The sequence below is a fragment of the Streptomyces sp. Y20 genome (genome assembly GCF_043195475.1).
GTDB lineage: Bacteria > Actinomycetota > Actinomycetes > Streptomycetales > Streptomycetaceae > Streptomyces.
The window spans coordinates 147,412-159,597 of the sequence record NZ_JBIDDP010000005.1; the positions used below are offsets into that span (position 1 = coordinate 147,412).

13 protein-coding genes are annotated in these 12,186 nt (G+C 70.7%); 1 reads left to right on the plus strand and 12 read right to left on the minus strand.

Annotated elements, in window-relative coordinates; all coding sequences use genetic code 11:
• The 5 genes from ACGFT1_RS14915 to ACGFT1_RS14935 form a co-directional block, all read right to left on the minus strand.
• On the minus strand, positions 1 to 810 hold the full coding sequence (locus tag ACGFT1_RS14915) for a hypothetical protein (protein WP_373909366.1): 810 nt from the start codon (positions 808 to 810) through the stop codon (positions 1 to 3).
• A 90-nt stretch (positions 811 to 900) separates the two neighbouring features.
• Positions 901 to 1,575, minus strand: coding sequence for a hypothetical protein (locus ACGFT1_RS14920; protein WP_373909367.1), 675 nt, complete (start codon positions 1,573 to 1,575; stop codon positions 901 to 903).
• Between the two features lie 437 nt (positions 1,576 to 2,012).
• Complete coding sequence (locus tag ACGFT1_RS14925; RefSeq protein WP_373909368.1) at positions 2,013 to 2,543, minus strand: hypothetical protein; 531 nt, start codon at positions 2,541 to 2,543, stop codon at positions 2,013 to 2,015.
• Positions 2,534 to 3,367, minus strand: a complete 834-nt coding sequence (locus ACGFT1_RS14930; RefSeq protein WP_373909369.1) for a cupin — start codon at positions 3,365 to 3,367, stop codon at positions 2,534 to 2,536. The genes ACGFT1_RS14925 and ACGFT1_RS14930 overlap by 10 nt, the downstream gene beginning before the upstream one ends.
• A 70-nt stretch (positions 3,368 to 3,437) precedes the next feature.
• Entirely contained in the window at positions 3,438 to 5,120 is a 1,683-nt protein-coding gene (locus ACGFT1_RS14935; protein WP_373909370.1) for a major capsid protein, read from the minus strand.
• A 316-nt stretch (positions 5,121 to 5,436) separates the two neighbouring features.
• Between ACGFT1_RS14935 and ACGFT1_RS14940 the strand changes: the two genes are divergently transcribed.
• Positions 5,437 to 5,859, plus strand: a complete 423-nt coding sequence (locus ACGFT1_RS14940) for a hypothetical protein (protein WP_373909371.1) — start codon at positions 5,437 to 5,439, stop codon at positions 5,857 to 5,859.
• A gap of 70 nt (positions 5,860 to 5,929) precedes the next feature.
• Here the strand turns inward: ACGFT1_RS14940 and ACGFT1_RS14945 are convergent, their stop codons facing one another.
• The 7 genes from ACGFT1_RS14945 to ACGFT1_RS14975 form a co-directional block, all read right to left on the minus strand.
• Entirely contained in the window at positions 5,930 to 6,220 is a 291-nt protein-coding gene (locus ACGFT1_RS14945; protein ID WP_373909372.1) for a hypothetical protein, read from the minus strand.
• Between the two features lie 29 nt (positions 6,221 to 6,249).
• Positions 6,250 to 6,417, minus strand: coding sequence for a hypothetical protein (locus tag ACGFT1_RS14950; RefSeq protein WP_373909373.1), 168 nt, complete (start codon positions 6,415 to 6,417; stop codon positions 6,250 to 6,252).
• A gap of 5 nt (positions 6,418 to 6,422) precedes the next feature.
• Positions 6,423 to 8,612, minus strand: a complete 2,190-nt coding sequence (locus tag ACGFT1_RS14955) for a hypothetical protein (RefSeq protein ID WP_373909374.1) — start codon at positions 8,610 to 8,612, stop codon at positions 6,423 to 6,425.
• 96 nt (positions 8,613 to 8,708) lie between these two features.
• The gene (locus ACGFT1_RS14960) at positions 8,709 to 9,818 is read right to left on the minus strand and encodes a phage minor head protein (RefSeq protein WP_373909375.1); all 1,110 of its coding nucleotides are present in this window, start codon (positions 9,816 to 9,818) and stop codon (positions 8,709 to 8,711) included.
• A complete protein-coding gene (locus tag ACGFT1_RS14965; protein WP_373909376.1) occupies positions 9,811 to 10,020 on the minus strand; it encodes a hypothetical protein in 210 nt (69 codons plus the stop codon). The genes ACGFT1_RS14960 and ACGFT1_RS14965 overlap by 8 nt, the downstream gene beginning before the upstream one ends.
• Positions 10,017 to 11,831, minus strand: coding sequence for a hypothetical protein (locus ACGFT1_RS14970; RefSeq protein WP_373909377.1), 1,815 nt, complete (start codon positions 11,829 to 11,831; stop codon positions 10,017 to 10,019). Before ACGFT1_RS14970 ends, ACGFT1_RS14965 begins: the two co-directional genes overlap by 4 nt.
• A gap of 3 nt (positions 11,832 to 11,834) precedes the next feature.
• Complete coding sequence (locus ACGFT1_RS14975) at positions 11,835 to 12,167, minus strand: DUF1360 domain-containing protein (RefSeq protein ID WP_373909378.1); 333 nt, start codon at positions 12,165 to 12,167, stop codon at positions 11,835 to 11,837.
• Positions 12,168 to 12,186: the final 19 nt, after the last annotated feature.

Consider the following 12,186-nt stretch of genomic DNA (forward strand, 5'->3'; position numbering starts at 1 on the left):
TCACGGGTTGGTGGTGATGCGAGGCCGGCGGTAGTCCACCGACCAGACGCGCGACACGGACGGCTGCCGGTAGGGGTTCACCGCGACCAGCCACGCATCGACCTCGGGCAGCCCGGTCCGCATGTCCGCGTACATGGCCGTCGTGTCCTGGAACTCCAGGTCGACGCCCTGCCGGGACACCCGGGACACGTTGCGGTTGCGCTGGAGGGAGCAGCCGCAAGAGCTGCCGCCGCAGCCCTTCACCAGGTGGCACACCAGCGCGGAGAACGCGGCGATGGCCGCCTCGTCCAGCGGCAGGCCCACCCGGTACGTCACGCAGAACGACCCGGTCTCGCCGCAGGGCGCGCTCATGTCCTGGCAGTCGGGCCAGCGGCCGTCGGTGCGGACGAGGAGGTCCCCGTTGTCCACCCGGTACGCGGCCGGGTCGAGGGCCTCACCGCCGATGGTCACGGACACGATGTCGTGCACGGGCCCGTCGAGCCGCACCTCGCACAACTCGGTGCACGAGCAGTCGGACTTGCACCCGCACGTCGACGCGTTCCGCCACAGCCCATCCCGGCCCAGGTACGGCACGTACAGGCCGGTGCCGCCCCACCTCACCGTGCCCGCGTACTCGTCGAGACACGACCGGCGGCACGGCCGGACGGTGATCGGGCACAGCGGCCCCCAACGCCGGCCGGACAGAGCCCAGAGCAGGTTCGTTGCGACGCGCCGCCATTTGTCGATCTTCTCCTGCGGGGTGTCCTCTGGCAGCGAGCAGCAACCCGGAGAGAACGGCCACGGCTCACACGGGGTGGGGTGAAGCGGCATCAGGGCCTCCGCGGGGCGTGGCAGCGCCGGACAGCCGCGCGGCACATGGCCGGCGCGGCTGTCCAGCGGCCGAGGACGATCTCCACCAGGTCAGGCCGGGACGAGTGCGTAGTCACACGACGGCACCGGCGGCGGGGTCGCCGTGATGAACGTGCGCCGGTGGCACTGGTCGCCCAGCGGGGTGAGCAGCGGGCCCGGAGTGCCCGTGGCGTCGGTCGGCTGCACCTTGTACGGGCCGACATCCCACGCACCGCCCGCGCGCGTCGAGCCAGTGATCTGGAGGGTCACCGCCTCCGACCCGATTTCCAGGTCGCCGAGCAGGCCGTTCGCGACCCACGGCAGCAGGAAGTAGATCCACTGCCCCTGCGAACCGTCCTCACACTCGTTACCGAGGACCTCGGCCCACAGTTCGAGCGCGAACCCCGAGCTGCACTTGATGGAGCAGGTGTCGAAGCCGATCGGCTTGCCGTCCCAGCTCATATAGACCGGGTTGCCGGTGAGGATCTCGATCAGCTCCGGGGAGACGCTGAAAACATTCAATTCCAGGTCAAATCCACGGAACGTCGGGCAGCCCTTGCGGTACCCACACACGCGGCCATTTGCCGCCTTGTACTCGATATCGTCCCCGTCGTCCGAGTTGTTGTTCATCGCCAGGCTGCTGAAGCAGTCGAAAACGAACCCGTTGGGGCCCGGAACGGGGTGACCGCACTGGTCGAGTCGCGTCACGCGCATCACATCCGCGTTCGCGATCAGGGGGCAGGACATGGGCCGCAGCTCCTCTACTCGCAGGAGCCAGGCCCTCAACCATGCGGCGACAACAGTCTAGCGATCGACAGTTCGAGGTAAGGGGCCATCGCCATGGCGTGAACGGTGATGCCCGCCGCTGGGGCGCCAACCGCGGGCACACCGATACCGAGCAGCGCACACCCGACGCCTGAAGCACGGTCACCGTCGTCTGCGTGGCCGCCGAGGTCCGAGCGGATCGGATCCGTCGGGGCCCTGCATGCCGTCCTGGTCGACAGACCATGTCCGGGTAGCGGCGGTGGGCGGTGTCACAGAGCTGCGCGGGCTGCTCGACGCCGGCTGAGCACGTGGTGATGGTGCCGGTCGGGGAGCAGGCGGCGCAGGGGGTCGCGGCGACCAGGCGCACGGAGTCGATCGTGCCATCCTTGACGTAGCTGTACTCGATGAGGACCAGGCAGCTACCGGTTCTTCGGGCTGGTCTTGCGGCGGCCCGCGGCCACCGCAGGAGTCCGCCGGGCCGACGCCTTGACCTCCGGGGCCGGGGACGCCTTCGCGGGCTCCTGGACGAGCTCGGGCGCCGCTGAGGCGGACTCGGACGCCGCCACGTGGGGCACCTCAGGCGCCGACTGGGCCTTCTCCACGGGCTCCTGGGCGGGCTCGGGTTCGGCCTGGGCGGGCTCGGCGGGCTCCAGGGGTGTCGCGCCGGGCGGGTACACCTTCGGGGGCAGCCGGTGCAGTAGCTCACCTGCCGCGCCCACCCGCTCCAGCACGGTCGCGGCCTGCCATTCGTCCTCCAGCGGTGACCGGTACCGGTGCCCGTCCACGATCGCGCCGATCAACAACTCCTCGGGGACGAGGGTGAATAGGTCGTGGGGCACGCAGAAATCGACGTGCGAGCAGGTGTCCACCCGCGGTGACTGGACGATCGCCCAGTTCGCGAATGCCGGCCGCAGCTCGGGCGCCGGCTTTACCTTGATCGTCAGCAGCACGTCGCAATCCTCACTGCCGCCGCCTCGCAGCACGCCGTCTCGATGACGGACGTCCGCTCGGCCAGCACGTAGCGGTCGTTCAGGCGGGTGTCGATGGACTGCGCCTCGCTGGGCGGCAGGATGTCGAGCGGGCCGCGCCGCACCCTGACGGGCCCGGTGACGTACACCCACGCCTCACCGGCCGGGGCCTGCGCGCACGTCGAGCCGCCCACGTTCGTGGCGTAGCCGGCGCCGAAGACGACGCCGTTGCCCATGAGCGTCTCCGGGCACTGGGTGGCACGGGTGCGGGTGACGATGTTGCAGCAGCCGAGGAGCGCGGCCGCGCCGGCGGGGACGTGGAGAACGCCCTCGCCGCCGTAGTGCTCGGCCAGCCAGCCCTCCAGCGCCGCAACCCCCTGCGCGGCGGGGAGCGCACCGCCCGCCGGGGTGAGGTCGTTGGACGCGGCCATGGTGCACAGCGCGTTCACCATGAACCACTCCTCCAGGGCGCGCTGCTCGCCCAAGCGGATCGTCTCCGTCACATGGGCTATGGCCTCGTCCTGCGTCATGCCGAACGTGGAGCAGGTGGCGCCCGCGTACACCGTCACCGCGTCGAACTCGCACACCCCCGGCCGGTCGAATATCTTCGACACCGGGTTCGGCACGGTGGGGGGCGGGCAGTCCCGCTGCCAGGTGTGCGCCTCCGTGCACGAGAACGGCACCATCTGCGTCCCGTTCAGCTCGTGCAGGTCGGTGACGTCGACGACCTCCACACACGCGCCGAGCAGGCCGTAAGGACTGGGGTTGCCGCGGATCGCTGCCACGGTCTTGGAGAGCCCTGCCATCTGCCTCGCGTCCTCTCATCTCGGGGCGCAGCCCGGGCCGGGCAGTAGGCCAGGGCTGCGCGAGGAAGGGTCAGGCAGTCGGGCAGGCGGGGGTGATGCGCGGGCCCACGGAGCCGTCGGCGCACACCGGGATCGTCACCCGCCGGGACTCCGGGCCGCGGTAGATCAGCGCGTTGCACGACTCGAAGAACAGCGCGGTCATGTCGTTGGTGCGCATCAGCGTGCTGTCGTGCACCACACCGAGGTTGACCTCCGGGCCACGGCCCATCTGGAACGCGCCCGCCGGGTACAGCAGGACCTCGATGGTGTCCGGCCAGTCCGTCGCCGGCTTGGTCCCGCCGATCTGTGCCGGAACGGCGGGCGGGATGTTCTTCACCCAGTTCACGCGGACGCCGATCTCGGCGAACTTGTCCTCGATACAGCGGGCGGGCAGGTCACAAATCTGCGACCCGGAGCGGCGGGCGATGTCGGCGAGGAACATGTTCCGCGCCCACCACGGCATCGCCACTTCGAGGTTGATGGTGTCGCACAGGTGCCAGCGCTCCACCATGTCGGCGACCTGGAGGGCCAGCGCGCCATACACGGCGGTGAAGCTGGCGAACGAGGGCGCGGTGGTGACCGGGGTGGCCTTCGCGCGGGCCTGCGCGTACATCGCGGCCTTCAGCCGCATCTCGTAGGCGACCATGGCGCGCCGGATGTAGAAGGTGTTCAGCTCCGGGAAGAACCGCTGCGACAGGATGCCGGCCTGCACGCACACCCCGTACACGGTGCAGCGGACCTCGACCGGGTCCTGACAGGGGATCTTGAAGCACGGCTTCGTCGGGTCGCCGTCGACGGCGCTGATGTCGTCCGCCTCGGTCCACTCCCACGACATCGCGTTGACGTCCAGCTCGGGCGTCATGTAGTAGCGGATACCACCACGGGACAGGCTGATCTCCGGCAGGTCCCACAGGTTGTCCGGGCAGGAGTACTCGACGAAGTCGTAGATCGTCTCGCTGGGCGCGCACCAGCCGCCCGAGGCGACGAGGTCGCCGCCCTTCAGCCGCCGCTGATCCGACGCCTTCAGCACCTTCATGGTGCCCTCTTCCAGGCTGCCTGCGTCATTGACGACCAGGTCCTGCGCGAAGGGAAGCTGGTAGCTCGCCGCGATGGCCTGCCCGCCGCCCTTGACGAGGCCGGCGGCGCGGGTGACGGACTCCGTCAGCCCCTCCATGTCGAGGGTCGCGCCGAGCGGCGACCCGGGCACCTCGGCGGATGCGGTGATCGTCAGCCCAGAGGCGCCGTTGCGAGGCACGAGCTGCTTCGGCTGGTGCAGGCGCACCGTAGACAGCAGCGGCGCGCGGCGGGCGGGCACCGCCGCGGCGGCGGCCGCCACCTCCTCACCGCCCTCGACGGGCGACTCTGCCTCGGCGGCCGGGGGCTCGACCGTGGCGGGCTCGACCGCGAGGGTCTCCAGCCCATCGGCGGTGGCCGGCTCGACGGCCGGCGTCTCGACCGGCAGGCCGACCTCGGCGGCCAGGGTGTCGAGTTCGGCCAGCGCGGTCTTCGCCTGCTCGACGCGGGAGTCCTGCTCGGCCTGCATCGCCTTGATGCCGGCGGCCAGCTCCCGCACGGCGGGCATGTCCACGATGTCGAGGTTCGGGTCTTCGCGCTTCGCCTGGAACGCCTCCCGCGCGGCGGCGAGGTGCCGCTCCAGGTCCTCGTTGCCGAGGGCGGTGATGTCGTCCGGGAGCTTGTACGGCTCGGGCTGCATATGGGACTCCTGTAGTGCTTCGCAGGAGTCAGGCCCTCAACCATCGACTGAAGAGGCATATTAGCTGCCCACACGGCCAGGCCGGGGCCTCCATACCTGGTCCAGCGACCAGGCTTCCACTGGGGCCAGCGTTACTGCGAGCGCTTCGCGGGGCGCACGGGTCGCAGTGCAGGAAAACGCCTGAAGAATCTGACTGATAGTCATTGCAGGGTTCGTCCTGCTCCGGAATCCTTGTACGCGGCCACAGGTCGAAGACCTCGGCGCATGCTTGCTGCCACCAGGTCGAGACCTGAGATCAAGCAGTCATGGGGGAACCATGGATTTACGCACTAAGGGGGCGGCCGCGCTGGTCGCTACGGCCCTCACCGTCGTCAGTGGCATCGGCATCAGCGCAACACCCGCGTCGGCAAGCACGACGGCGCCCGCATCAGTAGCAGCGAAGAAGAAGTGCTCCGCCGACGTCGACCAGCCGTGGTCCGGTGGCGGCCGCGCCTACACGTACGGCTGGAACACCTGCTCGTTCGCTGGGTGGACGTCGTTCCGTCTGTTCCGATACACCAACGGCAAGTACCGTCAGGTAGCCCAGAGCGGCACATACTGGAGCAAGTTCAAGGGCCGGAGTATCTCTGCGAAGTGTCTCCGCGGGGGCCACTGGTACGTCGCCGAGATGCTCCAGGACAACGTCCTTGGTCAAGAATCCGAGTGGTGGTCGCCGGCCGCATGGCTCGGTAGCTGCTGACCATCACCTCTGCGGCAAGGTCAGTGCCCGCCCCCGCGTCGGGGGCGGGCACTGTGTTGTTCGCGGTGGTTCAACCCTGATCTTCGTCTCGACTTTCCTTGGCCTCTTCGTGCGCCTGAGCGGCGCCCGGCGTCGCGATGGTCTCGACGGCCAGCTCCTCAGCCGGCTGGCCAGCGTTCGGGTCCGGGTCCGGGTCCGGATCCGGGTCCGGGTCCGGGTCGATGACGCTGCCCGGGTAGTTGCCGTTGACCGTGCGGGCCTTGGCCAGGTCGTGCGTCTGGAAGACGACCGCGCCTTCACCGCCGTGCAGGATCACCTTGTACAGCGGTGCCGGGACAGTCGCGCCGGACGCGGTCACCACCGTGCGGTTCTTGCCGCAGCCGCAGCCCATCAGGCACCTGCCTTCGGGACCTCGCGAACGGTGCGGCCCGGCGTCCGCGCGGCCACGGATTCCGCGGTCACCTTGTACGGGGTGGGTCCGAACACGCGACGGCCGTTCTCCACGACCTCGTACTGCGCCTTGTTGCCGGCGTTCTTCGATCCGCAGTTGCAACCCATGGCGGTCAGTTCCCTTCGGTCAGGTCGGCGGTGACGGGCCCGTCGAGTTCGGCGGCGAGCTGGTCGAGTTCGGCGCGGGCGGCGGCACGCTGCTCCCGGCGGCGCTCCAGGGCGGCTGCGAGGCTGTCCAGGGCTTCCGGGACGTCCAGGAGCGCCGCCCACGCCTCCGGGGTCGGGGTGCCGGCGGGCCGCGCGTGCTCCGGTTCCACCTCGGGCGGGGCCAGCGGCTCCCCGAGGACGGCAGCCGCCGCGGTGATCGCGATGTTCGACCGGTCGATGACGGCCGCGACCTGGTCGGCGCCGGATGCGGCGAGGCGGGCCGGATGCCCGGGCGTCGGCACGGACAGCACGGCCTTGAGCTGCCAGGTGCCGTCGCTGCCCTGGGTCATGTGGTAGCTCGGCACGCACGCTTTGAAGATGAGGCCGTCCCAGGCGGACAGCCACTCGCCAGCGGCACCGGAGAACCACATGCCGCCCTCGTTGATCCCGACGGTGACCACGGCGCCGACGGTGCGGGAGTCGTCGAACTGACAGACGCTCGTCTCGCACTCGGCGCCGTCGCGGTGGTGGCCGACGTTCATCGTCATCGGGCCGACCGCCACCTGGGAGCCGTCGTCCAGGGTGAGCTTGGTCCGCAGGAAGTAGCTCGTGTCGATGCCGCGCGCGGCGAGCTTCTCGATGGTGACCTTCCGGCCGTGGACTTCGTGCGGTACGCCGGCCTGCGCGACCCAGCCGTAGGCGCGGCCGTCGACGACGTGGACGCCGCCGCTGTCCGGGGGCAGCTCCTCCGCTGTGGGCTCACGGAACCAGACGGCGGGGAACGGCTCCCGGGCCTCCATGACCCGCATCGCAGAGGCGACGATGTCTCCGCCGCCCGGGCCGTACAGGGCGTCCAGCATGCCGGGCTGCTCCAGCAGCGTGTTCACCGCGTCGACGCCGTGCCGCTCGGTCAGATCGTACAGCCGGGCCACCGCTTGAGCGCTGGCGGCGATCTCGCCTTCCGGGTGGCTGGAGGTACCCACGTACCGGCCGTGCGCGATCCGTGTGACGTGGCCGGCCTCCAGAGCCCGGTTCAGGTAGGAACGGACCACGGGGCTGTCGAGGGACAGGGCGTCGGCGACCTCGCGCGCGGTCACGGGCACAGGGCTGCTGCGCACGTAGGTGACGACACGCTCGTGGTCGTCACCACCCGCGGCGAGGATGACGGGCCCGGCTGCCATCTGCTCGGTCGCCGTGTCCAGGACGATCCGCGCCTGGTCGAACGCCGGCATCGCCACGAGGGTGGCGCCACGCACCCGCGCGCGGGTGATCCGAAGCAGGTAGGCGCCGGCCTCCTCTTCGTGGACCACCACGCCGTCGCCGTTGTCGGGGTCGCCGGCCGCGGCCGACAGCTGTCCACCGAACACCTGCTGTGCCGTGGCGCGGGATATCCGGCCGCCCGGACTGGTGAACAGGGTCACCGACCGTGAGGCGTACGTCATCTCGACGCCGGCCGCGGTCCACTCAAGACGGCTGGCCCCACTGATCAGCCACGCCCCGTCCGCGCACTGGAGCAGGTTCATCGCCGAGAACGACGCCTCCAGCAGCAGCGGCATGTCCTGCTCGGCGTCCGACGGCTCGTCGGGCTGGGCGGTGGTGTCGAGGACCTGCACGCTGACGTCGTCCAGGTCGACGCTTACACCGAGGGGTGCCTGCTGATCGAGGAGGCTCGCCGCTTCCCACCCGGCCTCCGTGGTCAGGTACAGCACTCCCGAGCCGGTGAGCCGGTCACCGTCCACGGCCATGGCCTGGATCGCACCGGCGAGTTCCGAGCCGTCGTGGGCCTGTCCCATCCGTTCGCAGTACGACAGCGGCCACGGCCCGTCGCCGTCCCAGTAGAGGGCGTCCTGCGCGAAGACACGGCCGTCCCCGGTGGCCTGGCCGAGGTAGGCCAGCGCGGTGCCGTCCGGGGTGGACCAGGTGCGTACCGGCGGCGGCAGTGGCTCCTCCGCCTCGACAGGGGTGTCCTGCATGGTGTCCTCCTCTTGCGGGGCGAGCGGGATGTCGACGTGCTCGCCGGCGAACGCGATCCGCAGCCGGTCGAACGTCACGGGGCCGACCTGCTCCACGAGGTCGTGGAACCGCTCCGGGGCTGCGTCGTACACGGCGGTCATGTGGGCGTGCCACGGGGTGTGCTGGTCGGGGAGGCCGCCCACGTCGTAGGCATCGCCTACCGCGTACCAGGCGGCCCGGTATGCCTCTTGCAGGTTGGGGGCCTGCGGGTCGGCGTCCTCCTGGTTGTCGCCGAGGCTTCACACCCATACGGGGTCGTCGCCGTGCGGGTTCCAGTGGGCGACGCCGAACGCACGGGCGGCGATGGGCAGGCGGGGCGCGTACTCCCGCACCATCGCGACGAGCTGCTCCCGCTGGTCGGTGCTCCAGCCGTCGGCGGCGCCGAGGAAGATCAGCGTGCAGTGCAGCTCGTCGGCGAGTTCGCCGTCGGCCAGCGCCATCCGCTGCTGGTCTTCCTCGGACGGGACAAGGGCGATCATCGCGCCCGTGTGGGTGGCCGCCGCTGCGGTGACGCCCTCTGCCTTCGATCCGAAGACGCCGGGGCGCGGACTGGCTTCCGATCCTGTGGCTGCTGCGCGTAGTTCCGGCGCCAATCGAAGAACGCACCGGCAGTTCACGGTCAGCGCAGCTGGGGCGAGCGGGTCCCCGGGGTACTGCATCGGGTGTCCGCCGACCGTGAACGCCTCATCGAGGAGGCGCAGCGCCCCGTCGACGGCGTTGTGGGCGTGCCGGACCCGCCTGTCGTGCCGGGTGACCCACTGCTTCACCAGGGGCCGGCCGGGCGTCGTCAGGTCCTGCGCGGCCGCCAGCGTCGCCGAGTTCCAAGCACGGGTGGACTCCGTACGGGCGACGCGCTCCTCCCGCATCTCGCCGAGCTGCGCGCCCTGCCGGGAGAGCACCTCACGCAGCCGGGCGCGGAGCTGGGTGATGTCCTCGCCGGCGTCCAAGCCGGCCGCAAGCTCGGCGACCGCGGCTGCGGTGAGCTGGTCGCCGATGGCCCGCAGCAGGTGCTCCGTGTCCGTCACGTACGAGCCCAGAGAGCGCGGGAGCTGGTCGCCCTGGTCGTGCTGCCCGGGCAGGTCCTGCCAGCCGTCGGGCAGCTCACTGCCGGTGTCGGCGGCGGCCTGCTCGGCTGCCTGCTCGGCGATGCCGAGGAGCCGGCGCATCAGCCGAGGCACGCGGGCCCTCCACATGCGGCCGATCTGAGCGAGGGAGAACCGGGCGGCGACGATCTCCGTCGCGTCCGCCAGTTCGCGGCCGATGTCGGCCGCCACCTCGTCCAGGACGGCGCGGACTTCGGCGGCCACCTCTGCCTCGGCGGCCTGGAGCAGCTTCTCGACATCAGCCACGCTGCACCTCGGGGTCGTCGGGGTCGTCGCAGATCACGCAGCCGGTCACGGTGCCGATCACGGTGACCGCCGCCGGGAACAGCGCGATCACGTCGAGCAGGAAGCCGCTGTACGCCTTGCAGGAGCCGCACCACTGCTCGGTGCGCACGTTGGCCACGTCGACGGGCGTCACGAGCGTGTGCGGCCGGTGGGGGGCGTTCATGCGGCCAGCCCGTGACAGCGGGAGAACCTCAGGACGGCTTCGGTTTCCTCGAAGCGGTGGGACTGGCGGGCGGCGATCAGGGCCCGCGCGTACTCGTCGAGGGCGGTGACCAGGCAGGCGCCGTCGATGCCGTAGCGGTCGGCGACCTCGGGGACGCGGACCCAGGCGCCGTCGAGAAGGTGCCAGGCGTCGATCATGTCGGCGTCGACCGGGTACACGGTGTGGAGTTCGCCGGCCCGGATCTGCCGCGCGCGGGCACGCTCGGATCGGGGGCAGGCGGGCTTGTTCCGCAGCCGGTCCCCGGCCACCGCGAGCGCGGCCCAGATCAGTGCGTCGGCGGCGGCCACGAGTCCGTCAGGGAGCCGCGGGGCGGCGGAAGCGGGCAGGGTGTCGGGGATGCTGGTCTTCTCTCCCACGGGCAGGTTGTTCACGTCGCTCTGTGTCTCCTCGTGCGGGCTGGTGGTGTCCTCGCCGGGCGTGCTGTCGCCCTCGTCGGCGGGCGTCTGCTGGGGGGCCTGCTGCTCTTCGGCGTCGGGGGCGTCGGCCTCGTCGAAGCCGGTCTCGCGGCGGGCGGCCGCGGCACTGATGAGGCCAGCCTGGAAGGCTTCCAGGGCGGTCTGGGCGCGGTTGGTCTGCACGCGGAGCTGGCTGGTGTCGTACCAGACGAGCCAGTCGGCGGCGTCCTCGACGTTCTGCGCCTTGAGCATGGGGCGCAGCCACTGCGTGGTCAGGGCGTGGCACACGATCCGCAGGCGGGGTTCGACACCGAGGCGGATCGCTTCCGAGGTGAGCGCCCACGCACCCCAGTGGTTGACGTCGCCCAGGCCCAACAGGATCTCGGCGGGGACTTCCAGGCCGTTGGCGAAGCGGCGGATCGTCTCCTCGCGGAGCTGGATGGCCAGCTCGTCGAATGTCGACTCGAACTGGATCCACCTGATGTCACTGATCGACTCGGCAGGCACCTCCAACACGATCGGCACCGTCGCCGCGGCACTGTCCGGTTCCCGGATCGCCGTGGCGGCGACCTCAAGGAAAATCTCTATCAGGTCGTCCTCGGCGTCGCCGGCCTGCCCGGGCTGGGTCGGGAAGCGCGTGCCCTTGGGGACGAGGAGGACACCGCGGCCGGTGATCCGCGACCGGGCTATCGCCGAGATCGCGGCGTTCAGCAGCTGGAGCTGCTCCAGCAGGTGCAGGGAGGCCCGCACCGGGGAGTCCGCTTCGATGTGCCTGCCCGGGAAGGGCTTCCACACTCGGATCGCGATGGGCGCGTCCGGGGTGTCCGGGCTCTTGTCGTCCAGGGCGGGGATCTCGACGTCCTCGCCGTCGATCTCCGCGATCAGCTTCCCGCCGTTCTCCTCTCGGATCTCCAGCTTCGACAGGACGTGCCACGAGTACTCGACGCCGTCACCGTCGACGTCGCCGGTGCCGTCCTCGTTGTCGTCGTCTTCTTCGGTCTTCGGCCGTACGACGACCCAGCCCTCCCCCGCCACCACGAGCTGGGGTCCGAAGTCGCCGAGGAGGGCGCTCTGCCCGTCGGGTCCGCCGGCGATCTCCTTGACGATCTGCATCGCCGGATGGTCGTCAGGGGCCCGCTCGATCGCCCCGTCGTCCATGCGGCGGCCGGCGAACAGCGTGGCGCCGGACATGGCGTTGCCGACCCACTCGCCGGAGAACCGGACTTCGGGGACCTCACGGAACTGCTCCCATGCCTCGACCTGCCATTTGTCGTCGGGCTTCTTCCGGTTGCTGGCGCCGACGGTGGCGGTCTTGACGGTGTACCGCTGGGCTGCCGCGGTGAGCTGCCGGGGCATCGCTCACGAGTCCAGGGTGTCGTCGACCCGGTTGGCGAGGGCCTGCACTCCGGCGACGGCGAACCACTCGATGCCGTGCACCAGCCAGGGCGCGTCACCCCAGCTGTGGGTCCCCAGCAGGTAGGCGAGCAGGGTCACACCGGACAGCCAGAAGCCGAGGCAGTAGATGCATGAGACGAGCTGCACGACGAAGCTGCGCGGCCGGGACACGACCTTGTTGGCGTGCCAGCCGCCCAGGCGCTGCCGGGCGGCGTTCAGGATGCTGTCGTGGACGCCGAGCTGAGTCGCCCGGTAGGCGGCGAAGCCGAGTAGCGCGAGTACGGGCAGAGAGATCACAGGCCGCCTCCGTGGAGAT

Coding starts and splice junctions, on each gene's coding strand:
- ACGFT1_RS14940 (WP_373909371.1), top strand. CDS start 5,437: ATGGATTTACGCACTAAGGGGGCGGCCGCGCTGGTCGCTACGGCCCTC.
- ACGFT1_RS14920 (WP_373909367.1), bottom strand. CDS start 1,575: ATGTCCTGCCCCCTGATCGCGAACGCGGATGTGATGCGCGTGACGCGA.
- ACGFT1_RS14915 (WP_373909366.1), bottom strand. CDS start 810: ATGCCGCTTCACCCCACCCCGTGTGAGCCGTGGCCGTTCTCTCCGGGT.
- ACGFT1_RS14970 (WP_373909377.1), bottom strand. CDS start 11,831: ATGCCCCGGCAGCTCACCGCGGCAGCCCAGCGGTACACCGTCAAGACC.
- ACGFT1_RS14950 (WP_373909373.1), bottom strand. CDS start 6,417: ATGGGTTGCAACTGCGGATCGAAGAACGCCGGCAACAAGGCGCAGTAC.
- ACGFT1_RS14965 (WP_373909376.1), bottom strand. CDS start 10,020: ATGAACGCCCCCCACCGGCCGCACACGCTCGTGACGCCCGTCGACGTG.
- ACGFT1_RS14930 (WP_373909369.1), bottom strand. CDS start 3,367: ATGGCAGGGCTCTCCAAGACCGTGGCAGCGATCCGCGGCAACCCCAGT.
- ACGFT1_RS14935 (WP_373909370.1), bottom strand. CDS start 5,120: ATGCAGCCCGAGCCGTACAAGCTCCCGGACGACATCACCGCCCTCGGC.